The sequence below is a fragment of the Arsenicicoccus bolidensis DSM 15745 genome, from assembly GCF_000426385.1.
Lineage (GTDB): Bacteria > Actinomycetota > Actinomycetes > Actinomycetales > Dermatophilaceae > Arsenicicoccus > Arsenicicoccus bolidensis.
The window spans coordinates 1-25,197 of record NZ_AUFG01000033.1; the positions used below are offsets into that span (position 1 = coordinate 1).

The following is a 25,197-nucleotide window of genomic DNA, read 5'->3' on the forward strand; positions in this document are numbered from 1 at the left end:
GCTGACCTACCTCAGGTAGTCACATTTAGGTTGGGTGGTGCCCGCGGGCGTCCTGTCTGTCACTGGGCCGCTTCGGTGAGCTCTTGCGGATGATTGGTCGCTCGCGGGCATGCCGGTGTCTGAGGGGTGTCTCTTGTTCGGGAGCGTGCGGCGACCGTTCTGTGGTCGACCCCTACTTCGAATGTGTAGGTGAGCCACGACGACACGGGCCTGGAATGACAGGACACGTGATCGGAGGACTCGTCGTGCAATACGTGCTGGGGATCGATCTGGCGTGCAGAGCCAGACATCAGGCCTCGCTGGCCGACATCGATGGCCGGATCGTCTGGCATGGGTGGAAATTCACGTCCCGCCCCGAAGAGCTCGAGCGGTTGTGGGCCAAGATCGCGCTAGGCCCGGGCGACGACCTGCTGGTGGTGATGGAACCCACACGCAACGCGTGGGTCCTGCCCAAGCACTGGTTCGCCTCCCGTGGTGCCCGCGTCGTGCTGATACCGACCACGCAGTCCGCGGACCTGCGCGCGTACCTGTCCAAGCACACCAAGAATGACAAGCTGGACTCCCAGCTGCTGGCCCGCCTGCCGTCCCTGCACGGCGAGGAGCTACGCGAGCACCACGGCGCCGGGCCCGGTGACCCGCTGCGACGCCTGGTCCGGCGCCGGGACCGCAAGGTGGCCCAGCACACCCAGGCCAAGATGCGTCTGGACAGCCTGCTGGAGCTGTTGGGCCCGGGCTGGCACGACGCGCTGGGCAGCGACTTCACCAAGACCGGCGCGAAGGTCCTGATCCGGTACAGCGACCCCCGCGCCCTGCTGCGGCTGGGACCGGCCCGGTTGACGACCTTCTTGGCCCGTCACTCCCGCGGCCACTGGGGCAGGCCGCACGCCGACGCGTTGCTGGCCGCGGCCCGCGAGTCCGTGCAGATGTGGGGCCCGGAGGGGATCGACTACGCCGAGCTGGCCGACAGCATCGCCGCCGAAGCCAGCGACCTGCTCACCCTCCACGACCAGATCGCTGCCCTGGACGCTCGAATCGCCCCCCACGTCCAGGACGCCGACCCCGGCAAGGTCCTGACCTCGGTCCCCGGCATCGGAGCCGCTACCGCCGCCGTGATCGTGGCGATCATCGCCGACCCCGCCCGCTTCCACAGCCTGGACGCCGTCCGGGCCTACAGCGGCCTGGTCCCGATCACCAGCCAGTCCGGCAACCAGGCCAGCGCCCGCGGGCTGACCAAGGCCGGTGACCCGCTGCTACGCAAGATGGCCTTCCTGGCCGCGGACACCGCCCGCCAGACCGACCCCCAGCTCGCCCGCCAGTACCAACGACTACGCCACAGCGGACGACACCACACCAGCGCGATCTGTCACCTGGCCGGCACCCTGCTGGTGCGCGCCGTGGCCTGCTGGCGCGCCAACAGCCCCTACATCCTCAAAGACACCGACGGCACCCCCATCACCACGGCCCAGGGCCGTCAGATCGTCAACGACCGCTACCAGATCGACCCTGGCAAGACCCGTGGACAGACCAAGAACCGCAAGGCCCAGCACCACAAGAAAAGGACGAGCCGGGAGTCACAGAAGTCGCACAGCGCTCCAACATCCCGACCCGTCCCCATCAATCCTAGAAGCCCCGCACTGACTTGACTCCCCTTAGGAACTCATCCGCCCGACTTCGCACGCCAGGTCGATGTGACTACCTCAGGTAGATCCGGCCGGAGGCCGGTCAGACGTTGGCGGGCAGCTGCGTGCCTGCACCACGACGGCGGGGGCTGACGACAGGGGCGTCGAAGGCCGCCGCCGCCGAAAAGCCTGACGGGGCGGCGGGCGCGCCGCCCTCCCCGGACGACTGCCGGCCTTTCGCCTGCTCGCTCGCGGCCGGCTCGTCCGCCGCGTGTCCGCCACAGCCGGATCCCGCGGATCCGCAACCCCCGCAACCGGATCCGCCGGCGTGACCGCCACACCCGCTGGGGGCGGCCGGCTCGGCATACGAGCTCACGTCGATCGCGTCGAGCCGCTCGGCCCAGTCGTCCGGAGCCCCCTCGGGCACGAACCCGTTGTCCCGCAGCATCTCCAGGTCCGAGCGGCCGGGTGCGCCCTCGCTGGTGAGGTAGTCGCCGAGGAAGATCGAGTTCGCGACGTGCAGCCCCATCGGCTGCATGGTCCGCAGGTGCACCTCGCGCCCGGCCGCCATCCGGATCTCCGTCGTGGGGTTGACGAAGCGGATCATCGCCAGGATCTTGAGGCAGCGCTGGGGGCTGATCATCCCGTGGCCGGCCATCGGCGTGCCCTCGAACGGCAGCAGGAAGTTGACCGGGATCGAGTCCGCGCCCACGTCGCGGAGGGCGAAGGCCAGGTCGACCAGATCTTCGTCGGTCTCGTCCATGCCCGCGATGAAGCCGGAGCAGGCCGACAGCTCGGCGAGGTGTGCCTGCCGGACCGTGTCGACGCGGTCGGCGTAGGTGTGTGTGGAGCAGATCTGGTCGTACTTGCTCTCGGCGGTGTTGAGGTTGTGGTTGTAGGCGTCGACGCCGGCGGCCTTGAGCCGGTCGCCCTGGTTGCCCTTGAGGAAGCCGAGGCAGGCGCACACCTCGACGGCCGGGTCGGCGTCCTTGATGGCCTCGACGATGCCGGTGACCTTGTCGATGTCGCGGTCGGAGGGGCCGCGGCCGCTCGCGACGAGGCACACTCGCGCGGCGCCGCCGGCGATCCCCGCGGTGGCGGCCTCGACCGCCTTGTCCTTGCTCAGCCAGGAGTACTTGAGCACGTCCGCCTCGGAGCCGCGGGCCTGGCTGCAGTAGGAGCAGTCCTCCGGGCAGAGGCCGGACTTGAGGTTGACCAGGTAGTTCATCTTGACCCGGTTGCCGAAGAACGCGCGCCGCACCTGGCCTGCCGTGGCCGCCAGGTCGAGGACGGCCGAGTCGGGCAGGGCGAGCACCGCCAGCGCCTCCTCGCGGGTGCACGGGTCGCCGGCGCAGCCGCGCGTCGCCATCGCCTGCAGGTCCATGGGGTTCTCCTCGTCGAGCGGTCAGCGGCGTCATGAACGCCGTTCAATGAACGCTGTTCATGTTAACTAGGAGGTGGTGGTCGCTCAACGTGAGGGGCCCTGGTGTGGCCGGGCTCTCGTCCCGCCCCGCCCCGCCCCACGGTCAGGAGGAGAGCCCGTATGGCGCTCACGCGGCAGGCCGTCCTCGACGAGGCGATCCGCACGCTCGACGCGTACGGCTTCGCCGACCTGTCCATGCGCAAGCTCGCCGGTGCGCTCGAGGTGCAGCCGTCGGCGCTCTACTGGCACTTCGCCAACAAGCAGTCGCTGCTCACCGCCATCGCCGAGTCGATGCTGGGCCAGGTGGCGGCGCCGGACCCCCGGCTCGACTGGGACGGGCAGGTGCGGTCGTGGGCTCACGGCCTGCGCGCGGCCCTCTCCTCCCACCGCGACGGGGCCGAGCTGGTCGCCTCGGTCCTGTCGATGCGTGCCGAGGGCGTGGACCCCACGCGCGGGCTGGTGGCGATCCTGCACCGGGCGGGGCTGCGCGCGCCTGATGCCCGGGCCGCCGCGGCCGGCGTGCTGCACTTCGTCATGGGGCACGCGGTCGACGAGCAGGGCCACGCCCAGATGCAGGCCTTCGGCGTCGCCTCGGCCGGCCCCGGCGTGACGCCGGACGACCCGGACCAGCGGTTCGCCTACGGCCTGGAGCTGCTCGTCGACGGGATCCGCTCGCGCCTGACCTGACCCACTCCGTCATACGTGCCAGCATCGGAGCCATGGATCGAGACCGTGAGGCCGCCCTCCGCCGCCGCTATCTGAGCCTCGGGGTGGGGGAGCTCGTCGCCGCCGGGGTGTTCCTGGTGGCCGCGCTCCAGATGGCGCTGCCACGGCTGACCCCCACGGAGGCCCGGGCCCTCTGGGGAGGGCTGGCCCCGCTGCTGATCGTCCTCGTCGAGGCCGGCGCCTACTGGCTGGCGGCGCGGACCTGGACGCCGCACTCGACGATGCCACGCGCGATGGCAGGCGCCTATCAGGCCCTGCGCGTGCTGAACCCGACCCTGCTCGCCGCCGGCCTCGTCGTCATCGCCCTCCACTGGCCGTCGAGGCCGGGGGCCGCCGTGCTCGTCGTCGGGGTGTGGGCGTTCGCCGTCGTGGAGCACGTCAACTACTTCGTGGTGCGGCTCTCCTACCCGGCCACCGAGTGGTTCGGCGCCGTCACGCGGTGGCGCACTCCTCGGCTCGTGCAGGACGTCCGCGAGGCCCGGGCTCGGGATTGACGCGTCAGCGGTGGTGCCGACGCAGGCGTGCCAGCGCGGCGAGGACGGTGGCGGCAGCACGTGCACAGTCGTTCGGGGGGCGAGCCCGGCGAGATGTGGCGGGACGTCATACGGCCGGTGCGAGCAGGTCGGAGGGTGCGCTCACCTCGCTGGGCGGCGGGCCTCGACCAGGTGGCGCGTCGAGTGGGCCACCGCCCGATCCGCAGTGCCTCATCGACCGGTCCAGCTCACGCAGCTCGTCCAGGTACCGATCGGCGGCGGAGTCCGGCACCCACCAGACGCACGTGCGCAGGATCCACACGACGGCGCCCACGTCGTAGAACTGCATCCGACACCGTGCCGTACGCAGCTGCTCGACGACGAGCCCGGCGTCCTCAGCCTCAGCGGCCTCGCGATGGGGGTCTCGACCCTGGCGCGCATCAGGCAGGAGCCGGAGGAAGCGCTCGGTCGTGTGGGCCGGGCGAGATGCGGCGAGGCGTCATGCGGCCCGGGCAGCCGCAGATGCCTGGACCGCACCTGATCACTCGTCGTCGTCTCCCGCCTGCCCGGTGACGCCGTCAGGCGAGGGAGTCTCGGATCACGCTCGTGATCCAGGGGATGTCGGTCTGAGCGGTGCGGCGGATGGTCTCGGGATCCACCAGGAGATATCCGTGGGCGATTCGATTGCGCATCCCCCACATCAGCGGCCAGCTTCCACCGAACAGCTGGTCGCGAACGGAGGGGTCTAGTCGGTTGAGGGTCTCGATGCCGGCCGACATCCGCATGGAGGCCGCATCAACCGCCATCTGGTCGTCGGCAGTGGCGTTGGCGTAGTCGACGGCGAGCGTGAAGTGGAAGAGGGCTTCCCTGAGCAGCTCGTCCGTCGACCTCACAGCGTGACCGCTTCGGCGAGGACCCGTTCGCGGATGTTGGGTCGGAGCGCGGACTCAGGCACGAGGTCGACGGGCATCCCGAGCAGCTCGGCGAGTCGGCCCTCGACGCGGCCCAGCTCCATGAGGCTCAACGTCCGACCTGCGGAGAAAACGAGGTCGACGTCGGAGGCCGGTCCGTCCTTGCCGGTGGCCACCGACCCGAACACGCGCACGCGGTTCCCCCCGGCCCCACCCACGATCTCGCGGACCCGGTCGGCGTTGGCTCGCAGGACCCGAGCCCTCGGGGACGTGCCGTGGAAGCGCAGCAGCCGTGAGACCTCCGGCTGGCTTCGACCGATCTGCCGGGCGATCTCCGTCTGGGTCATGCCTGCGGAGGCGGCCCGCCTCACGGCGCTCACGAGGTCGGCCCGCGCCTGGGCGGTGACCTCGTCGGTGTGACGCGCAACGTCGTGCAAGCTCATCCCCATGCGGGCATTATAGCAAGTGCTATTGGGCCGACGTCGCGGACCCCCGCCTCTCGCTGGAGGGGCCAGCGTCGACAGATCCGCCTGAGCTCGGCACATCGACCTGGGGTGCGAAGTCGGGCGGATGTGCCTGCCCGAGGTAGGTTCTGGGGATGGCGGAGCGCGTGCAGCAGGTCGTGGCGGTCATGGGTCGCGGGGTCGTCGACCGCGGCACGGGGCTCGCCAGCGGCGACGACCTCGGACTCACCAGGGGCGACGGCTGCTTCGACGCCACGCTCGTGCGCTGGGACGGCGAGGGCTGGCTGGTCCACGACCTCGACGAGCACCTCGAGCGGCTGCGGCGGTCGGCCGACGCGCTCGGCATCCCCCTCGCCGACGACGACGCGTGGATCGAGCTGGTCGGCGACGCCCTGCAGGTCTGGCAGGGCGCGGACGAGGCGGCCCTCAAGATGGTCCTGACCCGCGGCGACGAGCACGGCGACGGGACCCCGCTCGCCTTCCTGACCCTCACCGCCGTCGACGAGCGCATGCAGGCCCAGCGCGCGGGCATCAGCGTCGTGACCCTCCCGCGCGGCTATGCGAGCGACGGCTTCGAGGGCGCGCCGTGGCTCCTCGGCGGGGTCAAGCTCCTGTCGTATGCCGTCCACGTCGCCGCCAAGCGCGAGGCCTCCGCACGCGGGGCCGACGACCCGGTGTTCACGTCGAGCGACGGCTACGTCCTCGAGGCGCCGACCTCGGCCGTCGTCTGGCTGCGCGACGGCGTGGTCGCGACGACGCCGACCGGCGCGACCGGGATCCTCGACTCGATCAGCGCCCGCAAGATCCTGGGCGGTGCCGAGCAGCACGGCTGGCGTGCGGAGCGTCGCCTCGTGACCCCGGCAGAGCTCGCGGAGGCCGACGCGGTGTGGCTCGTCTCGTCGGTGCGCAGCGTGGCGCCGGTGACGGCGCTCGACGGTCGGGCCCTGCGCACGGACGACGAGGCGACGCGGATCGTCCGCGCCCTCAACGGTTTCTGAGGCAGGCGGCGGGCGTGCCGTCATACCGGATCACCCTGGACGTCCTGGACGTGCTCCCGGGTCACGCGCCTCCCGAGGTGCTGCAGACCGCGGTCGCGACGGTGCGCGAGACGCACGTGGTCGAGGCGGACCAGCTCGACGTCGTCGGCGGGATGCCGCAGATCACGGTGAGGTTCACGATCGACGCGAGCAGCCGCGACGAGGAGGACCACGAGGCGCGCGTCGTGCGCGCCCGGATGGTGCACGCCGTCGCGCAGGTCGCGCGCTGCCGCAACGGCCGGGCGCTGCGCCGCGTCGGGGGACGCTGGGCCCTGATCCGCTGAGCCGTCAGCGCGCCCGGCCCCCGCGCCTAGCCCGTCCCGCCGAGGTCCGGCCTCTAGCCCCGGCCGCCGCGCCGCCGCTCCAGCCAGGGCCCGAACTCCCGCGACAGCGCCTCGCTCCAGGTGGGGATCTCCACGCCCTCCTCCTCGCGCCACCGCCGCCGGGCCAGGGCGCGCGAGCGATAGAGACCCACCAGCCCGATCGCAAAGACCGGCAGCTGCACCGCCATCGCCAGGCGAAAGCCCTCGAGCGTGTAGCGCCCGCCCGACGACGTCGCGTCGAGCACCAGACCGATCCCGAGGATGGCCAGCAGCGCGCCGGTGAAGGCGCCCATGATCACGACGCCCGTCGCGGCCCCGAGGCGGTGCGAGGGGTTGAAGGTCCGCGCGAAGTCGAACCCGATCGACGACCCCGGACCGCCCGTCGCCAGGCCGACGACGAGCACCACGAGGAGCCACATCGGGGCGCGACCGGGCCACAGCAGCACGGCGACCCACGGCACGACGTTGCAGGCGGTGACCATCAGCGCGAGGTTGGAGCGGCGCAGCGGATGGCGCTGGGTCAGCAGCCCGAGGACGGGGCCGATGCCGAGGCCCAGCACGACGAAGAGCGTGAGCAGCGCGGAGGCGGTCTGCGGCGAGAGACCCTCGCCCTGCACGAGATAGGGGACGCCCCACATCATCGCGAAGACCATCGGCGCGAACCCCGTCACCCAGTGCGTCCACAGCCCGAGCCGCGTGCCGGGATGCCGCAGCATGGCGCTGACCTGGCCCAGGATCGGCGGTCGCTCCACGGGCGCGGCGGTGGCGGCGCCGGGTGGGGCGTCGCGCAGCAGGGTCGCCGCCAGCAGGCAGGACGCGGCGGCGATGGCGGCCGCCGTGCCGAACGCCACGGTCCACCCGGGCCCGTGCAGCAGAGCCGACAGGGGGATGGCCGCGAGCACCTGCCCGGCCTGGCCGAGCAGGCCCGTGAGCTGGGTGAACAACGGCACCTGACCCGGGGGGAACCACGCCGGGACGAGCCGTATGACGCTGCCGAAGGTCATCGCGTCGCCGGCGCCGACGAGGACGCGGGCCGCCATACCGGTCGGGACGTCGTCGGCCGTGGCCATCAGGATCTGGCCGACCGCCATGAGGGCCGCGCCGATCGTGACCATCCGCCGCGTCCCGAACCGGTCCAGCGCGATCCCCACCGGCACCTGCAGCCCGGCATAGACCAGCAGCTGCAGCACGACGAACGACGCCACGATGCCCGCGGGCGCGTGGAAGCGGTCGGCCGCGTCGATCCCCGCGACGCCCAAGGAGGTTCGCTGCAGCACGGCCGCGGTGTAGGCGATGACCCCGACGACCCAGACGATCCACCCTCGCGTGCTCACGGGTCCAGTCTCGCCTACGGTCGAAGGCATGACGGACATCCCCGACACCACCGACAGCCGCTCGATGCGCGAGCGCCGCGACGCCGGCGACCCCTATCGCGTGGACGGGGAGCTCGGCGCCGCCATGGAGCGGGCCCAGGCCACCATGCGGCGCGCCAACGCGTGCGAGGACGCCGACGAGCGCCGCCGCCTGCTCGAGGAGCTCCTCGGGTCGTATGCCGAGACCGCCCACCTGCGCGCCCCCGTCTACGTCGACTACGGGGACAACCTGCACGTCGGCGAGGGGACGTTCGCCAACTACGGACTGATGGCCCTGGACGTCGCGGAGATCCGGATCGGCGCCCAGGTGCAGATGGGACCCAACGTCCAGCTCCTGACGCCGACCCACCCCGTCGAGCCGGGCCCCCGCCGCGAGGGCTGGGAGGGCGCGCGCCCCATCACGATCGAGGACAACGTCTGGATCGGGGGCGGCGCGATCGTCCTCGCCGGGGTCACGGTGGGTCGCGACTCGATCGTCGGCGCGGGCGCGGTGGTCACCAAGGACGTGCCCCGCGGCGTCGTCGTCGTGGGCAACCCGGCGCGCGTCGTCCGCGAGCTCTGACCCGACGGGTCACGTGGAACGTTCAAAGGTCGCGGTTGCGCACCTAGGTTGCCCCGACGGGTCACTTCGGGGCGAGACGAATGGCGGAGCACGCGCCGGGTGACGGTGTGGCATCCGTTCGGCGGCGCGGCGCCGGCATACGGCCTCGATGGTGCACGCTAGGTGACGAACCAGGGCTGCCCGACCACGGACGGCCCTGCTGACGACCTTGATCCCGACGAGAGGCCACGGCACGACGATGGACGCACGACCGACGGACGAACCCGGCACGCCCGGGACGACGGCCGACCCCGCCACCACCGCCCACACCGCCACCACCGACGCGGGCGAGGGCGCCGGAGCCAGCAAGGTCACCAAGCGCCAGGCCCGCGACGACGCGCACGAGGGAAGCCTGCGGCGCGGCGCCCAGATCGCCGACCAGCGCGCGCAGGAGTGGACCCGCCCCGGCGGCATACCCCGGATGCTGGTGATCCTCCTCGGCCTGGCCGCCGCCTGGATCGGCATCCAGGGCATGACGGCCAACAAGGACCTCATCGCGCCGGTCTTCTTCGCGATCAACCTGATGATCGCGGCCTACCCGCTCAAGGGGTGGCTGACGCGCAAGGGCGTGCCCGAGTGGATCGGCTCGATCCTGGCGGGGCTGGTCGTGTTCGCGGTCATCATCGCGTTCTTCTCCGCGCTGGGCTGGTCGATCGCCTCGCTCGTGGCCGAGATCCCGCAGTACAACAGCAAGTTCGAGCAGCTCTACACCCAGTCGCTGGACCAGCTGAGCAGGTTCGGCCTCAGCGAGTCCACGCTGCTCGAACAGCTCAAGGGCATCAACCCGCAGAGCATCATGGGCTATGTCACGACCGTGCTGACCGGTCTGCAGAGCTTCACCGGCCTGCTGGCCGTCATCCTCACCGTCCTGTTCTTCCTGATGATGGACGCGACGGGCTGGGGCAAGCGCATGGACCTCGGGCGCCGGCACCACCCCCGCATCGTCGAGGCGCTCGACGCGTTCGGCGGCGGCGTGCGTCGCTACTGGATCGTGTCGACGGTCTTCGGCCTGATCGTGGCGGCGCTCGACTGGGCCGCGCTGCTCGTGCTCGGCGTCCCGCTGGCCGCGGTGTGGGCCGTGCTGAGCTTCCTCACCAACTACATCCCCAACATCGGCTTCGTCATCGGCCTGATCCCGCCGGCGCTGATGGCGCTGCTGGCCAAGGGCCCCATGACGGCGCTGTGGGTGGTCGTGGCCTATTGCGGGCTCAACTTCGTCGTGCAGTCGATCATCCAGCCGAAGTTCGCCGGCGACGCCGTCGGCGTGACCCCCACGCTGTCTTTCCTGTCGCTGCTGTTCTGGGCGTCCGTGCTCGGGCCGATGGGCGCGATCCTGGCCCTCCCGATGACGCTGCTGATCAAGGCCGTGCTGATCGACTCGGACCCGCAGGCGCGCTGGGCCAATGCCTTCATCGCGGCGAACCCGGCGACCGCCGAGTCGGGGATGGTCAAGGACACGGTCGATCCGGAGAACGAGCACGACGACGCCGTCGCCTGACCCGCCCCCGGCGAAGGCATCAGCCGGGCCTGGTTCAGCAGGCTGATGATCCGCAGGCCGGTCGATCCGTCCGGGCCGTATGACGAGACGCCCACCCCACGCGGGGTGGGCGTCTCGCGCGTCCGGTCGATGGATCACGCGCCGCTTTGTAGATACGTAGTACCCTCCTCGTGGAGGTGGTTTCATGACTATCGTGAACGCGCGAACGTTCAACCATTCGCCGTCCAAGGTCAAGGCGATGGCCAAGGAGGGTCCGGTCTTCGTGACCGACCGGGGCCACCCGACCCTTGTCGTCCTCAGCATCGACGAGTACGAGCGGTTGTCCGGGGCCGGTAGCGTCCTCGACTCGCTGCGCATGGACGTCGAGGTGGACTTCGAGCCGGTGATCAGCCGGACCCTGGGCGAGGTCCCAGCGCTGTGAGCTTCCTGCTCGACACGAACGTCGTCAGCGAGCTCCGCACGCCTTCTGCTGACGCCGGCGTCGTGAGCTGGGCCGCCCAGCTGGCCAGGCGCGACGCATACCTGAGCGTGGTCACCATCCGCGAGATCGAGGCCGGCATCATCCTGGTCGAACGACGCGACGAGCGTCAGGGGGCAGTCCTGCGGTCATGGCTCGAGGAGCGGGTCCTCGTGCAGTATGCCGACCGCCTGCTTCCCGTGGACCTGGCGGTCGCCCGGCGTGCGGCGGCTCTGCACGTCCCAGATCCTCGGCCCGAGCGGGATGCGTTGATCGCGGCCACCGCGCTCGTGCACGGGCTGGTGGTCGTCACCCGCAACGTGAGCGACTTCGCCCCCACCGGCGTGGAGGTCCTCGACCCGTGGAGTGCGGCCACCTGAACCAGCGAGTCAGCGCCAGCGCCATGTGCGCCCACTCACGGGCCAGGGGGATGCGCTCCGAGGGTCGACCCGGTGGAGGGCCGGGGCCAGGCGTGGTCAGGCCAGGCGTGGTCAGGCTAGGCGTGGCCGGGGCGGACGAGGCGGAGCGCGAGCGTCGTGAAGTGGTCGGCCACCGCCTGCGGCGTCCATGACGCGTCGGCGGTCCACCAGCGCGCCACGTCCACGCCCAGCGAGATGAGGGCGGTCACCGTCATCCGGGGCTGGTCGGTCTCGAACTCCCCGGACGCCACCCCGGCCTCCACCACGGACCGGAAGACGTCGGTGATCTGGCGGCGCAGGTCCCCGACCTCGGCTAGGTGCTCGGGCGTGAGCGCGTCGAGCTCGTAGTTCACGATCCGCGAGACCGTGTGGCGCTCGGCGTGGGTGAGGACCCAGGCGTGCGCCAGCGCCCGGAGCTGCTCGGTGGGGGAGTCGGCGGAGGCCACCGCCTCGCGGGCCAGCCGCAGCACCTCGGCGTGGCCCTCCAGCGAGAGGGCGTGGAGCAGCGACTCCTTGCTGGCGTGGTGGACGTAGACGGCGGCCGGGCTCATGCCGGCGGCCGCGGCGATGTCGCGGGTCGTGGTCGCGTGGAAGCCCTTGGCGGCGAAGGAGTGCAGCGCCGCGGCCTTGATGCGGTGGCGCGCGTCGCGGGTCGGGCCGGGCGGCATACGGATCACCCCTCTCACCTCTTGACCCGGGCCTGGGTCATGGGTGATTCTCTAGCGAGACCATGAACTAAGCAAGCGCTTAGTCACACTTGCCGGCAACGCGACGACCGCACGGTCACCAGGAGGAGACGCGATGAAGCGCACCATCTACGACGAGGACCACGAGGCCTTCCGACAGTCCGTCAAGGAGTTCGTGGACCGGACCCTCGCGCCCCGGGCGGAGGAGATGATCCGGGACCACGTCATCGCCCGAGACATCTGGGAGGAGGCCGGGGCCCAGGGCTTCTTCGGCCTCAGCATCCCGGAGGAGTATGGCGGCGCCGGCATCGACGACTACCGCTTCAACGCCGTCTTCGCCGAGGAGATCGGCAGGTTCACCAACGCCGCTGGCTCGTGCTTCGGCATCCACGCCGACATCACCGCCCCCTATCTCGTGCACCTCGGCACCGAGGAGCAGAAGCAGCGGTGGCTGCCCGACGTCGCCGCCGGCAAGAAGATCATGGCCATCGGGATGACCGAGCCCTCCGGCGGCTCCGACCTGGCAGCGCTGAAGTCCACCGCCGTCCGCGACGGCGACGACTGGGTCATCAACGGCTCCAAGACCTTCATCACCAACGGCCACCAGTGCGACCTCGCCGTCGTCGCCGTCCGCACCGACCCCACCAAGGGTGCCAAGGGCATCTCGTTGTTCGTCCTCGAGGCCGGCATGGAGGGCTTCACCAAGGGCAACAAGCTCGACAAGGTCGGCCAGGAGGAGTCCGACACCTCCGAGCTGTTCTTCGAGAACGTCCGCGTCAGCAACGACCACCTCCTCGGGCCCGAGGGGATGGGCTTCATCGAGATGATGAAGCACCTGCCGCAGGAGCGCCTCGGTGCCGCCGTCGGCAACCTCGCCAACGCCCGCCAGATCCTCGCTGAGACGATCCAGTACACCAAGGACCGCAAGGCCTTCGGCCAGCCCATCGGCACCTTCCAGCACAACAAGTTCAAGATCGCCGAGATGGTCACCAAGTGCGAGGTCACCCAGGCCTTCATCGACCAGTGCGTGATCGCGCACTCCGAGGGCACCCTCACCGCCGTGGACGCGGCCAAGGCCAAGTGGTGGGCGAGCGAGGTGCAGTGCGCCGTCCTCGACGAGTGCGTCCAGCTCCACGGAGGCTACGGCTACATGAACGAGTATCGCGTCGCCCGCGCCTGGCGCGACGCCCGCGTCCACAAGATCTGGGCGGGGAGCAACGAGATTATGAAGGAGCTCATCGGGCGGGACCTGGGCCTCTGAGCCTGGCTCTGCACCAGCCTGTATGACGTCCTGGCGTCGCCGGGGTGCGGGCGGGCGGCCTTCCACTCGCCGGTCGTCCCTCGCGGCTCCCGCCAGACCCGCCTGTCCGCCCACCCGCACCCCGGCTCCACCCTCAGCACCCACCCTCTCTAGTACGCAGCAGACGACGAAGGAGTCAGGTAGTGAACAGGTTCGACGGCAAGGTCGGGATCGTCACGGGGGCGTCCCGGGGGATCGGGCTGGCCATCGCGCGGCGGCTCGTCGCCGAGGGCGCCAAGGTCGTGATCACGGCCCGCAAGCCCGAGGCGCTCGCCGCCGCGGTGGAGACCATGGGCGGTGAGGAGCACTGCATCGCGGTCGCGGGCAACGCCGGTGACCCCGCCCACCAGGACGAGGCGATCCGGACGGCCGTCGAGCGGTTCGGGGGCCTGGACCTGCTGGTCAACAACACGGGGATCAACCCGGCCTACGGGCCGCTGATGGAGATCGACCTCGACGTCGCGCGCAAGATCCTCGACACCAACGTCGTGGCGGCGCTCTCCTGGGTGCAGAAGGCCTATGCCGTGCGGATGCGCGAGCACGGCGGCTCCGTCGTCAACGTCGGCTCGGTCGCGGGCCTGCGGGCGGCGCCGGGGATCGCGTTCTACGGCGCGAGCAAGGCCGCGCTGCTGCACCTGACCGAGGAGCTCGCCGTCGAGCTCGGGCCCGCCATCAGGGTCAACGCGGTCGCGCCCGCCGTGGTCAAGACCAGGTTCGCCGTCGCGCTCTATGAGGGGCGCGAGGAGAAGGCGTCGCGCGGCTACGCCCTCAAGCGGCTCGGCGAGCCCGAGGACGTCGCGGGGGCCGTGGCCTACCTGCTGTCCGACGACGCCGCGTGGACGACCGGGCACACGATGGTCCTCGACGGCGGCGCCACGCTCATCGACGGCTCGGCGATCGGCGGCTGACCGCGATGGAGGCGTTGCGCGACAAGGGAGTCGTGGTGACCGGAGCGGCCGGGGGCATCGGCCGCGCCATCGCCGAGGCCTGCCTCGCAGCCGGGGCACGCGTGGTCGTCAACGACCTCGACGCCGAGCGGCTGCTGGCGACCGCGACGGAGCTCGGCGCGTATGCCGTGCCCGCCGACGTCTCGACCAACGACGGCATCGCGGCGCTGATCGAGCTCTCGACCGCCCACCTCGGCCGCATCGACGTCTGGGTCGGCAACGCCGGCATCCAGGGCGGCCGCGGTCTGGAGACGCCCGACGAGACCTGGCAGCTCGCCCACGACATCAACGTCATGGCGCACGTGCGGGCGGCGCGCCTGCTGATGCCGACGTGGCTCGAGAGCGGGGGCGGCCGGTTCGTCGTGACCGCCTCTGCCGCAGGGCTGCTCACGATGATCGGTGCGGCGCCCTACTCCGTCACCAAGCACGCTGCGGTGGCCTTCGCCGAGTGGTTGGCTGCGACATACGGCCATCGCGGGATCGACGTGCACTGCCTGTGCCCGCAGGGCGTCGACACCGCCATCTATCGCAGCGCGGGCCACGTGCAGGGGCTGCTCGCCGCGGACGGTCTGCTCACGCCGGCCGAGGTCGCGGCCACGCTGCTCGAGGCGATCGAGCAGGGCCGCCACCAGGTCCTGCCCCACCCCCGCGTCCGGGAGTATGCCGTCGCCCGCGCCACCGACACCGACGCCTGGGTGCGCGGGATGCAGCGCCTGCAGACCCGCTACGACGCCCCCGCCCCCGCCCCCGCGACGCGGCCGCCCGACACGCGTGAGGTCCCAGTCCCCGCCCCAGCCCCAGCCCCCGCCCCCGCCCCCGCCACCCGGTCGTCCGACTCGCGCATCATTGGTCACCAATGACCGAATCCGACACGTTTGGAACGATCCAAAACGCCACTGGTGACCAATGACCGAATCCGACACGTTTGGAACGATCCAAATCGCCACTGGTGACCAATGGAGAGGAAGGGAACGAGGGCTATGAAGGCCTGGACCGTCGCCACCCTCGGCGAGCCCCGTGACGTGCTCGAGCTGAGCGAGCGTCCCTCACCCGAGCCCGGCCCCGGGCAGGTGCACGTGCGCGTGCGGGCGACCGCCGCGAACTTCCCCGACGTGCTCATGATCAAGGGCCTCTACCAGGTCAAGCCGCCGCTCCCGTTCGTGCCCGGCGTCGAGGTCTGCGGCGACGTCATCGCGGTCGGCGCGGGCGTGCAGCACGTCCGGCCGGGGCAGCGCGTCGCCGGCATGGCCGCCGTCCCGCACGGCGGGTTCGCCGAGGAGGCCTTGCTCGACGCGACCGCGACCATGCCCGTGCCCGACGGCATCTCGGACGAGGCGGCCGCGGCGCTGACCATCGCCTACCAGACCGGGTGGTTCGGCCTGCACCGTCGCGCCCACCTGCAGGAGGGGGAGTGGCTGCTCGTCCACGCCGCCGCGGGCGGGGTCGGCAGCGCCGCCGTGCAGCTCGGCAAGGCCGCGGGCGCCCGGGTCATCGGCGTCGTCGGTGGGCCGGACAAGGTCGAGGTCGCCCGCCGGCTCGGCTGCGACGCCGTCATCGACCGCCGCGACGAGGACGTCGCCGCGCGCGTCAAGGAGATCACCGAGGGGCACGGCGCGGACGTCGTCTACGACCCCGTGGGCGGCGCGGCCTACCAGCAGTCCACCAAGTGCATCGCCTTCGAGGGCCGCATCGTCGTGGTCGGGTTCGCCTCCGGCGACATCCCCGCGCCGACGCTCAACCACGCGCTGGTCAAGAACTACGCGATCCTCGGGCTGCACTGGGGGCTCTATGCCACCAAGGACCCCCGCTCGCTGCTCGCCTGCCACCAGGAGCTCGCCCGCCTGCTCGCCGCCGGGGCCATCGCCCCGCTGGTCAGCGAGCGCGTCCCCCTGGAAGACCTGCCCGACGCCCTGTCCCGCCTCGGCGCGGGCGACACCACTGGACGGGTCGTCCTGACCCCCTGAGACTGGCGGTGAGCACGGTGGCCCCCGGCCCCGCGAGCGCCGCACCCGCACGGCCCGACATACGACCACTCGACGAGGAGTCCCCATGACCGCTCAGCCCGACCAGACCAGCACCCAGCGCACCGCCATCGTGACCGGTGCCGCCCGCGGCATCGGTGCCGCGGTCGCCCGCCGGCTCGCCTCCGACGGCATGGCCGTCGCCGTCCTCGACCTCGACGAGGCCGCCTGCCAGGGCGTGGTCGACGAGATCACCGGCGCCGGTGGCCGCGCGCTCGCCGTGGGCGTCGACGTGTCCGACGAGGCCGCCGTCACCGCCGCCGTGGAGCGCGTCGCCACCGAGCTCGGCGCCCCGACCGTGCTGGTCAACAACGCGGGCATCATCCGCGACAACATGCTCTTCAAGATGAGCGTCGACGACTGGGACTCCGTCATGGGCGTGCACCTGCGCGGCTCGTTCCTGATGACGCGCGCGGCGCAGCGCTACATGACCGAGGCGAAGTACGGCCGCATCGTCAACCTGTCCTCCACCTCAGCGCTCGGCAACCGCGGCCAGGCAAACTACGCCGCGGCCAAGGCGGGCATGCAGGGCTTCACCAAGACCCTGGCCCTCGAGCTCGGCAAGTTCGGCGTGACCGCCAACGCCATCGCCCCCGGCTTCATCGCCACCGACATGACCAAGGCGACGGCCGCGCGCATGGGCATCACCTTCGAGGAGTTCCTCGAGGGTGCCGCCAAGCAGATCCCGGTGGGCCGTGCGGGCCAGCCCGAGGACATCGCCGCCACGGCGTCCTGGCTGTGCGCCGAGGAGTCGGGGTTCGTGAGCGGCCAGGTGATCTACGTGGCCGGCGGGCCGCGCGACTGATCGACCCCGCGAGGACACGAGCGAGGAACGAGCAACGGGAGAGGACTGACATGAGGACGTTCAACGGGATCGACGAGGTCGTCGCCGCGACGGGCGAGCACCTCGGCCACAGCGACTGGCACGAGGTCACGCAGGCCCAGGTGGACCAGTTCGCCGAGGCCACCGGCGACCACCAGTGGATCCACGTGGATCCGGAGCGCGCCGCGCGGGAGACGCCGTTCGGCGGCTCGATCGCGCACGGCTACCTGACCCTCTCGCTGATCCCCGGGCTGCTGCCCGAGGTCTACGAGGTGCAGGGCATCACGATGGGGATGAACTACGGCGCCAACAAGATTCGCTTCCTCACCCCGGTGCGGGTGGGGTCTCGCGTCCGGGTCGGCATCCAGCTGCAGGAGACGTCGCAGACCAAGGCGGGCCTGCAGATGGTCCTCGCGATGACGGTCGAGATCGAGGGCGCCGACAAGCCCGCGTGCGTGGCCGAGGTCGTCTACCTCCTGGTGCCCTGATGGACGACGCAGCGGCGGCCGCCCGGGCCGAGGTGCCCGGCCTGGACCTGGGCGCCCTGCGCGCCTACCTCGACCGCGAGACCCCGGGCCTGCTCGAGGGTGAGCTGTCGGCCCGGGTGCTGGCGGGTGGCAAGTCCAACCTGACGTATGCCGTGACCGACGCCTCCGGCACCACCGTGGTCGTGCGGCGGCCTCCGCTCGGGCACGTCCTCGCGACGGCGCACGACATGGCCCGGGAGCACCGGGTCATCACGGCCCTGCGGGACACCGACGTGCCGGTGCCGGTGACCCACGCGTGCTGCGAGGACGAGACGGTGATCGGGGCCCCCTTCTACGTCATGGAGCACGTCGCCGGGACGCCATACCGGCAGGCCTCCGAGCTGGTCGCGCTGGGTCCGGAGCGGACCCGCGCGATCAGCGAGCGCATGGTCGACACGCTCGTCGACCTGCACGCCGTCGACCCGCGGGCCGTGGGGCTCGAGGACTTCGGGCGCCCGGAGGGATTCCTCGCCCGGCAGGTCAAGCGGTGGGGCACCCAGCTGGAGGGGTCGCGCTCCCGCGACCTGGCCGGGGCCGACGAGCTGTATGCCGCGCTGACGCGTGGCGTGCCCGCCGACCAGCCGCCGGCGATCGTGCACGGCGACTTCCGCCTCGACAACCTGCTTGTCGGCCTCGTCGGTGGCGAGGTCGGCCGCGACGAGGTGCGGGCCGTCCTCGACTGGGAGATGGCCACCCTCGGCGACCCGCTCACCGACGTGGGGCTGCTCGTCGTCTACCAGCAGCTGGCGCGGCTCGGCGCGGGCGGCGACCTGATCACCGACGTCTCCGAGGCGCCGGGCTACCTGCCGCTGCGTGAGCTGCTCGCCCGCTACGCCGAGCGCAGCGGCCGCGACGTGAGCGACCTCGGGTTCTACGTCGGGCTGGCCTACTTCAAGCTCGCCGTGATCCTCGAGGGCATCTACTACCGCCACACCCAGGGACAGACCGTGGGCGCGGGCTTCGCCGAGATCGGCGGCTACGTCGAGCCGCTCGTCGCGGGCGGGCTGCGCGCCCTCAAGGAGGAGAGCTGATGGACTTCACGATCGACGCCACGACGCAGGACTGGATCGACCGGACGCGGGCCTTCCTCGACGAGGAGATCCACCCCGCCGAGGCCGACTTCGAGCGGGAGACCGCGGAGCTGGGCTGGCACTGGACGGCCTCGCCGACGCTGCGGCGCCTGCAGGAGGAGGCGCGCTCGCGGGGGCTGTGGAACCTCTTCCTCCCCGGTGAGCACGGCGCGGGCCTGACCAACCTGCAGTACGCCCACCTCGCCGAGCTCAGCGGTCACGCGATCGAGCTGGCGCCGCCGGCCATGAACTGCGCGGCCCCCGACACCGGCAATATGGAGGTGCTGGCGCAGTTCGGCTCGCCGGAGCAGCAGGAGCGGTGGTTGAGGCCGCTGCTCGCGGGCGAGATCCGGTCGGGCTTCGCGATGACCGAGCCCGCCGTCGCCTCCTCGGACGCCACCAACATCGAGATGACGATGCGCCGCGAGGGCGACGAGATCGTCATCGACGGCCGCAAGTGGTGGACGACCGGGGCGATGAATCCCGACTGCCAGATCTTCATCGTCATGGGCAAGACCGACCCGGGCGCCGAGCGGCACCGCCAGCAGTCGATGGTGCTGGTGCCGCGCGACGCCCCCGGCCTGACCGTGCAGCGCGGGCTCACCGTCTTCGGCTACGACGACCACGACCACGGCGGGCACGGCGAGCTGGTCTTCGACGGGGTGCGCGTGCCGGCGAGCAACGTGATCGGGAGCGAGGGCATGGGCTTCGCGATCGCCCAGGCCCGCCTCGGACCGGGCCGCATCCACCACTGCATGCGCTCGATCGGCCTCGCGGAGCGGGCGGTGGAGCTCATGTGCGAGCGGGCGTCGGAGCGCGTGGCCTTCGGTCGGCCGTTGGCCGAGCAGGGCGTGATCCGCGACTGGATCGCCGAGTCCCGGGTGCGGATCGAGCAGCTGCGCCTGCTCACCCTCAAGACCGCCTGGCTCATGGACACCGTCGGCAACAAGGGCGCCCACACCGAGATCCAGGCCATCAAGATCGCCACCCCCCGCACCGTGGAGTGGATCCTCGACAAGGCGATGCAGGTGCACGGCGGTGGCGGCATCAGCTCCGACACCCCGCTCGCCCGGATGTTCGCGGGGATCCGGACCCTGCGCTGGGCCGACGGGCCGGACGAGGTGCACAAGAACGCCCTGGCCAAGGCGGAGCTGCGCCGTCACGCGGGTCAGCGGCGGGGTGACACCGCCGGCTGAGGGCAGCCGTCTGCCGTCCAGACGCGGTCCCCGCCGGCGCGCTTGGCGGCATACATCGTCTGGTCGGCGTGGAGCAGGGCCGGCTCCAGGGACGGCGACGTGATGAGCGCGACGCCGACGCTCACCGTCACGGGGGCGAGCGGCTCACCCCGGTGGTCGCGCCACTGCGTGCAGGCCGCCACCGCACGGAAGTCGTCCAGGTCGCGCACCAGGCCGGTCGCGTCCGCGCGGGGGTCGGCCTGCTCCGAGCGCGGTAGCCGTATGACGACGAACTCCTCGCCGCCGTACCTCGCCACGAGGTCGTCCGCCGGCAGGTGCGACCGCAGGAGCTGCCCGAAGGCGCGCAGCACCGAGTCGCCCGCGGGGTGGCCGTGGGTGTCGTTGACCTTCTTGAACCCGTCGACGTCGATCATCGCGACCTGCCCCGGCCGCTGCGGCCCGGCGTCCGCGAGCGCGCCATCGGCCACCTCGAGCAGGTGCTGCCGGTTGTGCAGCCCGGTCAGGGTGTCGCGGATGCTGAGCCCGCGGATGCGCTCGTGGGCCGCGCGGAGCTCGGCGAGCGCCTGCTCGAGGCGGTCGGCGCGCGCCGCCTGCCGCTGCCGGTCGCGGCGCAGCTGAGCGGTGCGGTGCCAGACGTCGAGGGCGCGGGCCTTCGCGGAGGCATTCTCCCCGAGCTGGCGGGCGTGCAGGTCCGCGGAGAGCCGGGCCTCGGTGAGCGCGCCGCGCAGGTCCCCGACGGCCTCGAGGCACCGGGACAGGGTGCGGCGGACCATCTGCTCGTCGCAGGCCGGCAGCTGCTCGACGAGGCAGGCCCGCGTCAGCTGGACGCCCCGCTCGGGGTTGCCCTGGCGCAGCGCCAGCTCGGCCAGGGTGCAGGCAGTCGCGCAGCGGGCCTCGAGGGTGGCGATGGTGCTGAGGTCGGGGATGTCGCGCAGCATGCGGGCGGCCCCCTCGGTGTCCCCCCGCGCGAGCAGGCTGTCGGCCCGGAAGCACCGCGCCCTGACGTAGCCGTCGCGCCAGCTGCCGCGCAGCAGCCGCAACGCCCGGTCGAGGTAGGCCTGACGGGCGGCCTCGGGCATGCCGAGACGTTCCCCGGCCTCGACGATGATGAGCAAGATGGTGCCGGTGAGGCCGTCGTCGCCGGCGGTCTCGGCCAGCTCCAGGGCCTCGAGCAGCATGGGGAGCGCCTCGCGGTCGGTGCGGAAGCCCAGGAGGGCGCGGGTCTGCAGGGAGGAGGAGCGCCCGATCTGGCAGCCGACGCGGTCGTAGCCGTCGGACGCCGCGGCGAGGTAGGAGACCGCCGCGTCGTCCTGCTGCAGCACCACCAGGATGTTGCCGATGATCTCCAGGGCGCGGGCATGCCACCGGGTGCCGTCGGGGATGTCGCGCTCGGCCTCCATGGACAGGCACAGGGCGTCGTCCCAGGCGAGGCGCGCCTGCGCCAGCAGGCCGCGCAGCAGGGTGGCGGCCGGGGAGCGTGGGAGCGCCCCCACCGCCCGCGCGAACTCCGTGGGGTGGTCCTGGCGCAGGTCCCAGGCCCGCTCCAGTGCCGGGTCGCCGTCCTCGCTCCCCGCCACACGGCCGGCGACGCCGCACGCGTCGGTCCTGGCCCTCGTGGCGTCTCCGCTCATGCGGCCCATGGTACGCAGGGATACCCCGCGCTAACGGGGCGTGACGAAAGCGCTGGTCGTGCCTTCCCGGAGGCCAGGGGCCAGGCCCATAGACTGTCGCGGTGCTGACAACCCTCCTCGACGGCCAGGTCATGGCCGAGAAGCACGGCTCCGGCAGTCCTCGCGTCCTCGCGATGCACGGCTGGGCCCGCACGCGCCACGACTGGGCCCCGGTGCTCGGTGGTTACGACGCCGTCGCGGTCGACCTCGCCGGGTTCGGCGCGACGCCTCCCCCCGAGGGCGAGTGGTCGACCGAGCAGTATGCCGAGAGCCTGCTGCCTCTCCTGGACCCCGCCTCGCCGCTCGTGCTGATGGGGCACTCGTTCGGCGGACGCGTGGCGATGCACCTCGCCCGGCTGCGGCCCGACGCCGTCCGCGGTCTGGTGCTCACCGGCGTCCCGCTGCTGCGCCCCGACGCGTCCGGCGCCCCGGCGCGCAAGGGCGGCCCCCTCGACCTGCGCATCGCCAAGGCCCTGCACGCCCGCGGGATCGTCCCCGAGTCCGTGGTCGACAAGTACCGCAAGAAGTACGGCTCCGCCGACTACAACGCCGCGCAGGGCGTCATGCGGACCGTCCTGGTCAAGGCGGTCAACGAGGACTACACGCGCGAGCTCGAGGCGGTGCGCGCGGCCGGCATACCGGTCGAGATGGTGTGGGGCGAGGGTGACACGGCCGCCACGGTCGCGATGGCCCGCTCCGCCGCCGAGCTGATCGGCCCCACCGCCCACCTGGACGTCGTCGCGGGCTCGGCGCACCTGCTGGACGACCAGCTGGGCGCGCACCTGCGCACCGCCCTGGACCGTCTGCTCGACACCCCGAAGGAGACTCAGCCGTGATCCTCGACGTCATCACCTGGGCCGCCGTCGCGGCCGCGCTCGCCGCCGAGGACTCGCGCTGGCTGCGGGTCGCGCAGCGCGAGCACTACGAGCCGGGCCGCGCCACCGCGATGGCCGGGCTGTGGAGCAGGGTCAAGCCGGCCAACCAGCTGCTGCTCGCCGCCGCCGCGCTCTGCATCGCCGGTGGCCTCTGGGCCCACCCGGCCACGCTGCTCGGGCTGGCCGCGATCGCCGCGTGGCCGCTCGGCCTGCCGGTGCGTGGCCGCTCCGCGAAGTTCGGCTGGACCGACCGGATGAAGCGGCTCACCGCCGTGACCGTCGGGCTGCAGCTCGTCCTCGCGGCCGCCGCCGGTCTGCTCGGCGGGCCGTATGCCGCCGCCGTGGTCGCCCTGCTCGCCGTGCCCACCGTCGACCTCGCGATGGCGATCATGCGCCCGGTGGAGAAGAAGCTGGCCCAGCGGTGGGTCGTCGAGGCCCAGGACAAGCTGCGCCGGCTGCGCCCGACCGTCGTCGCGATCACCGGGTCCTACGGCAAGACGTCGACCAAGCTCTACGTCAACCAGCTGCTGTCGCGCTCGCACGCCGCCGTGGCCTCACCCGCGTCGTTCAACAACCTCATGGGCCTGTCCCGCACCGTCAACGACCGGCTCGTGCCCGGCACCGAGGTCTTCGTCGCCGAGATGGGCACCTACGGCCCCGGCGAGATCCGCGAGCTGTGCCGCGTCTTTCCCCCGACGATCGCCGCCATCACGACGATCGGCGAGGCCCACCTCGAGCGGATGAAGAACCGCGAGACCATCGTGCGCGCCAAGTCCGAGATCACCGAGGACGCCGCGATCTCGGTCCTCAACGTCGACGTGCCCGAGCTGGCTGAGCTTGCGGACCGCCTCGACGGTGTCAAGCGGGTCGTGCGCTGCTCGACGACGCCCGGTGCGCGGGCCGACGTGGTCGTGGCTCCGGTCGACGAGGGTCGCTGGGAGGTCACCGTCGACGGTGCGCAGGTCACGACGGTCGACGCGCCCGCCGCCGGTCACCCGATCAACCTGGCCGTCGCCGTAGGCATCGCCCGCGCGCTCGACGTCGACCCCGCCACCCTTGCGCCGCTCATGGTGGACCTGCCCGGCGCCGCCCACCGCGCCGAGCTGCAGCGCGACGACCGCGGCGTGGCCGTCATCGACGACACCTACAACTCCAACCCCGACGGCGCGGCGTCTGCGCTGCGCTCCGCCCGGGCGGCCGTGGGCGAGGGCGGGCGCATCTACACCATCACTCCCGGCATGGTCGAGCTGGGCGACCAGCAGGCCGAGCGCAACCGCGCCTTTGGGGCCGACGCGACCGCAGCGCCCAACCAGGTGCTCGCCATCACGCAGCTCACCAACAAGAAGGCCCTGCTCGCCGGCGCCGAGGGTCAGCCGGGTGAGGTCCGCACCTACGCCTCGCGCGAGGAGGCGGCCGCCGCGATCATGCCCGAGACCCGCGCGGGCGACGTCGTCCTCTTCGAGAACGACCTGCCCGACAACTATCCCTGACCCGGCCCGCCTGGGCTGGAAGCGCACGACCTGGCGGCGGCGCGCCGCGAGACGCTCACCCCGCCGTGCGGCGGGCGAGCGGCATACGATCGCCTGTAGCCACCCTGCCGTCTGCAGAAAGGTCTCACGACCATGTCCCAGACCGTGACCGTCGTCTTCGGCGGGCCGTCTGCCGAGCACGACATCTCCATCCTCACCGGGCTGCAGTGCGAGCGCGTCCTGCAGCGCGCCGGCGCCCAGGTCCAGTGCCTCTACTGGGACCGCGGTGGCCGCTGGCACGCCGTGCCGCCGCAGACCGAGGCGCGGGACTACCTCGACGGCGCCCCCGCCAAGGCGCAGCGGGTCGAGCTCAAGATCGGCGCCGGCGCCGACGACGGCTTCCAGATGAAGGCCGGCTTCCGTGGCACCAAGACCCTCGACCTCGGCTCGGTGCTGCTCGCCCTGCACGGCGGCGCCGGTGAGTCGGGCGGGACGCAGGCACTGTTCGAGCTGCTCGGGGTCCCGGCGTCGGGCTCGTCCCCGGCCGCGGCGGCGCTCGGCATGGACAAGCTGGCCTTCGGCGCACTGATGGCCGACGCGGGCGTCCCGGCGCTGCGCCGCGAGATCGTCTCCCCGGACTTCCGGCCCAGCTTCGAGGGGCCCTACATCGTCAAGCCGCGCTTCGGTGGCTCGTCGATCGGCATCGAGGTCGTCGAGGACTACGACACGGCCCTCGCCCTGCTCAAGTCCAGCCTGCACATGCGCGCCGGCGCGGTCGTCGAGCCCTACCGCGACGACCTGTGGGACCTCAACATCTCCTTCACCACCGCCCCGCAGTTCAAGACCTCGCTGATCGAGAAGCCCCTGCGCAAGGAGGGCGGCGCGATCTACGACTACGCCGGCAAGTACATGGGCGGCGGGGCCGACGGCATGACCTCCGCGCCGCGTGAGCTACCCGCGCAGATCGACCCGGCGCTCGAGGCGCAGGCCCGCGAGCTCGCCCGCCAGGTCCAGCAGCTCACCGGCCTGACCGGCATCAACCGCCTCGACTTCCTCACCGACGGCACCGACATCTACGTCAACGAGGTCAACTCGATCCCCGGCGCGATGGCGCTCTACTTGTGGCCCGACGAGGACCCAGGCAGGCTCCTGCTCGCCATGGTCGAGGAGGCCAAGACCGCCAACCGGCGTGTGCCGACCGCCTCCTTCGAGGAGGGCGCGGCGCTGCGCGCGGCCGGCGGCATCTCCGGCAAGCTGACCGGGCTCGGCCCCCAGCGCTGAGCCGTATG

General features: G+C 72.0%; 27 protein-coding genes. 20 read left to right on the forward strand and 7 right to left on the reverse strand.

Going from position 1 to position 25,197, the window contains the following annotated elements; all coding sequences use genetic code 11:
* The first annotated feature begins 245 nt into the window (after positions 1–245).
* Entirely contained in the window at positions 246–1,643 is a 1,398-nt protein-coding gene (locus tag K313_RS0115000) for an IS110 family RNA-guided transposase (RefSeq protein WP_240483994.1), read from the forward strand.
* A 79-nt stretch (positions 1,644–1,722) separates the two neighbouring features.
* Here K313_RS0115000 and bioB read toward each other — a convergent pair whose 3' ends face one another.
* Complete coding sequence (gene bioB / locus K313_RS0115005; protein WP_029212293.1) at positions 1,723–3,003, reverse strand: biotin synthase BioB; 1,281 nt, start codon at positions 3,001–3,003, stop codon at positions 1,723–1,725.
* Between the two features lie 159 nt (positions 3,004–3,162).
* Between bioB and K313_RS0115010 the strand changes: the two genes are divergently transcribed.
* Entirely contained in the window at positions 3,163–3,729 is a 567-nt protein-coding gene (locus tag K313_RS0115010) for a TetR/AcrR family transcriptional regulator C-terminal domain-containing protein (protein WP_029212294.1), read from the forward strand.
* Positions 3,730–3,761: 32 nt separating this feature from the next.
* Entirely contained in the window at positions 3,762–4,262 is a 501-nt protein-coding gene (locus K313_RS0115015) for a hypothetical protein (protein ID WP_029212295.1), read from the forward strand.
* 106 nt (positions 4,263–4,368) lie between these two features.
* On the opposite strand, the gene K313_RS22575 is transcribed toward K313_RS0115015, so the two are convergent.
* From K313_RS22575 to K313_RS0115030, 3 genes are all read right to left on the reverse strand, one after another.
* Positions 4,369–4,590, reverse strand: a complete 222-nt coding sequence (locus K313_RS22575) for a hypothetical protein (protein WP_029212296.1) — start codon at positions 4,588–4,590, stop codon at positions 4,369–4,371.
* 229 nt (positions 4,591–4,819) lie between these two features.
* Positions 4,820–5,134, reverse strand: a complete 315-nt coding sequence (locus tag K313_RS0115025; RefSeq protein WP_029212297.1) for a HepT-like ribonuclease domain-containing protein — start codon at positions 5,132–5,134, stop codon at positions 4,820–4,822.
* Positions 5,131–5,595 (reverse strand): nucleotidyltransferase domain-containing protein, encoded by a 465-nt coding sequence (locus K313_RS0115030; RefSeq protein ID WP_205621886.1) that lies wholly within the window; start codon positions 5,593–5,595, stop codon positions 5,131–5,133. Before K313_RS0115030 ends, K313_RS0115025 begins: the two co-directional genes overlap by 4 nt.
* Before the next feature lie 155 nt (positions 5,596–5,750).
* Here K313_RS0115030 and K313_RS0115035 point away from each other — a divergent pair, with 155 nt between their 5' ends.
* Together K313_RS0115035 and K313_RS0115040 are read left to right on the forward strand one after the other, a co-directional pair.
* A complete protein-coding gene (locus tag K313_RS0115035; RefSeq protein ID WP_029212298.1) occupies positions 5,751–6,614 on the forward strand; it encodes an aminodeoxychorismate lyase in 864 nt (287 codons plus the stop codon).
* 14 nt (positions 6,615–6,628) lie between these two features.
* On the forward strand, positions 6,629–6,937 hold the full coding sequence (locus tag K313_RS0115040; RefSeq protein WP_019286702.1) for a hypothetical protein: 309 nt from the start codon (positions 6,629–6,631) through the stop codon (positions 6,935–6,937).
* A gap of 53 nt (positions 6,938–6,990) precedes the next feature.
* Here K313_RS0115040 and K313_RS0115045 read toward each other — a convergent pair whose 3' ends face one another.
* Positions 6,991–8,310 carry an MFS transporter gene (locus tag K313_RS0115045; protein WP_029212299.1) on the reverse strand — a complete coding sequence of 440 codons (1,320 nt, stop codon included), beginning with the start codon at positions 8,308–8,310 and terminating at the stop codon, positions 6,991–6,993.
* Between the two features lie 28 nt (positions 8,311–8,338).
* Between K313_RS0115045 and K313_RS0115050 the strand changes: the two genes are divergently transcribed.
* The 4 genes from K313_RS0115050 (at position 8,339) to K313_RS0115065 (ending at position 11,285) form a co-directional block, all read left to right on the forward strand.
* A complete protein-coding gene (locus K313_RS0115050; protein WP_029212300.1) occupies positions 8,339–8,911 on the forward strand; it encodes a sugar O-acetyltransferase in 573 nt (190 codons plus the stop codon).
* Positions 8,912–9,149: 238 nt separating this feature from the next.
* Positions 9,150–10,448 (forward strand): AI-2E family transporter, encoded by a 1,299-nt coding sequence (locus K313_RS0115055; RefSeq protein WP_029212301.1) that lies wholly within the window; start codon positions 9,150–9,152, stop codon positions 10,446–10,448.
* Between the two features lie 184 nt (positions 10,449–10,632).
* Positions 10,633–10,869 carry a type II toxin-antitoxin system Phd/YefM family antitoxin gene (locus tag K313_RS0115060; RefSeq protein WP_029212302.1) on the forward strand — a complete coding sequence of 79 codons (237 nt, stop codon included), beginning with the start codon at positions 10,633–10,635 and terminating at the stop codon, positions 10,867–10,869.
* Complete coding sequence (locus tag K313_RS0115065) at positions 10,866–11,285, forward strand: type II toxin-antitoxin system VapC family toxin (RefSeq protein WP_029212303.1); 420 nt, start codon at positions 10,866–10,868, stop codon at positions 11,283–11,285. The genes K313_RS0115060 and K313_RS0115065 overlap by 4 nt, the downstream gene beginning before the upstream one ends.
* Positions 11,286–11,401: 116 nt before the next feature.
* Here the strand turns inward: K313_RS0115065 and K313_RS0115070 are convergent, their stop codons facing one another.
* Complete coding sequence (locus K313_RS0115070) at positions 11,402–11,992, reverse strand: TetR/AcrR family transcriptional regulator (protein WP_029212304.1); 591 nt, start codon at positions 11,990–11,992, stop codon at positions 11,402–11,404.
* 133 nt (positions 11,993–12,125) lie between these two features.
* Between K313_RS0115070 and K313_RS0115075 the strand changes: the two genes are divergently transcribed.
* From K313_RS0115075 to K313_RS0115110, 8 genes are all read left to right on the forward strand, one after another.
* The gene (locus K313_RS0115075) at positions 12,126–13,271 is read left to right on the forward strand and encodes an acyl-CoA dehydrogenase family protein (RefSeq protein WP_029212305.1); all 1,146 of its coding nucleotides are present in this window, start codon (positions 12,126–12,128) and stop codon (positions 13,269–13,271) included.
* 182 nt (positions 13,272–13,453) lie between these two features.
* Complete coding sequence (locus K313_RS0115080; protein ID WP_029212306.1) at positions 13,454–14,218, forward strand: SDR family oxidoreductase; 765 nt, start codon at positions 13,454–13,456, stop codon at positions 14,216–14,218.
* A 5-nt stretch (positions 14,219–14,223) separates the two neighbouring features.
* Entirely contained in the window at positions 14,224–15,117 is an 894-nt protein-coding gene (locus K313_RS0115085; protein WP_029212307.1) for an SDR family NAD(P)-dependent oxidoreductase, read from the forward strand.
* Positions 15,118–15,237: 120 nt separating this feature from the next.
* Complete coding sequence (locus tag K313_RS0115090; RefSeq protein ID WP_029212308.1) at positions 15,238–16,221, forward strand: NADPH:quinone oxidoreductase family protein; 984 nt, start codon at positions 15,238–15,240, stop codon at positions 16,219–16,221.
* 85 nt (positions 16,222–16,306) lie between these two features.
* Positions 16,307–17,083, forward strand: coding sequence for a 3-oxoacyl-ACP reductase FabG (gene fabG / locus K313_RS0115095; protein ID WP_029212309.1), 777 nt, complete (start codon positions 16,307–16,309; stop codon positions 17,081–17,083).
* A 50-nt stretch (positions 17,084–17,133) separates the two neighbouring features.
* A complete protein-coding gene (locus tag K313_RS0115100) occupies positions 17,134–17,589 on the forward strand; it encodes a MaoC family dehydratase (protein WP_029212310.1) in 456 nt (151 codons plus the stop codon).
* Positions 17,589–18,659 (forward strand): phosphotransferase family protein, encoded by a 1,071-nt coding sequence (locus tag K313_RS0115105; RefSeq protein WP_029212311.1) that lies wholly within the window; start codon positions 17,589–17,591, stop codon positions 18,657–18,659. Before K313_RS0115100 ends, K313_RS0115105 begins: the two co-directional genes overlap by 1 nt.
* A complete protein-coding gene (locus K313_RS0115110; RefSeq protein WP_029212312.1) occupies positions 18,659–19,894 on the forward strand; it encodes an acyl-CoA dehydrogenase family protein in 1,236 nt (411 codons plus the stop codon). The genes K313_RS0115105 and K313_RS0115110 overlap by 1 nt, the downstream gene beginning before the upstream one ends.
* Here the strand turns inward: K313_RS0115110 and K313_RS22580 are convergent.
* Positions 19,867–21,525 (reverse strand): GGDEF domain-containing protein, encoded by a 1,659-nt coding sequence (locus K313_RS22580; protein WP_156911416.1) that lies wholly within the window; start codon positions 21,523–21,525, stop codon positions 19,867–19,869. The genes K313_RS0115110 and K313_RS22580 overlap by 28 nt on opposite strands.
* A 101-nt stretch (positions 21,526–21,626) precedes the next feature.
* On the opposite strand from K313_RS22580, the gene K313_RS22585 reads away from it, so the two are divergent.
* From K313_RS22585 to K313_RS0115130, 3 genes are all read left to right on the forward strand, one after another.
* A complete protein-coding gene (locus tag K313_RS22585) occupies positions 21,627–22,400 on the forward strand; it encodes an alpha/beta fold hydrolase (protein WP_029212314.1) in 774 nt (257 codons plus the stop codon).
* Complete coding sequence (locus K313_RS0115125) at positions 22,397–23,929, forward strand: Mur ligase family protein (RefSeq protein ID WP_029212315.1); 1,533 nt, start codon at positions 22,397–22,399, stop codon at positions 23,927–23,929. Before K313_RS22585 ends, K313_RS0115125 begins: the two co-directional genes overlap by 4 nt.
* A gap of 132 nt (positions 23,930–24,061) precedes the next feature.
* On the forward strand, positions 24,062–25,189 hold the full coding sequence (locus K313_RS0115130; RefSeq protein ID WP_029212316.1) for a D-alanine--D-alanine ligase family protein: 1,128 nt from the start codon (positions 24,062–24,064) through the stop codon (positions 25,187–25,189).
* The last annotated feature ends 8 nt before the right edge of the window (positions 25,190–25,197 follow it).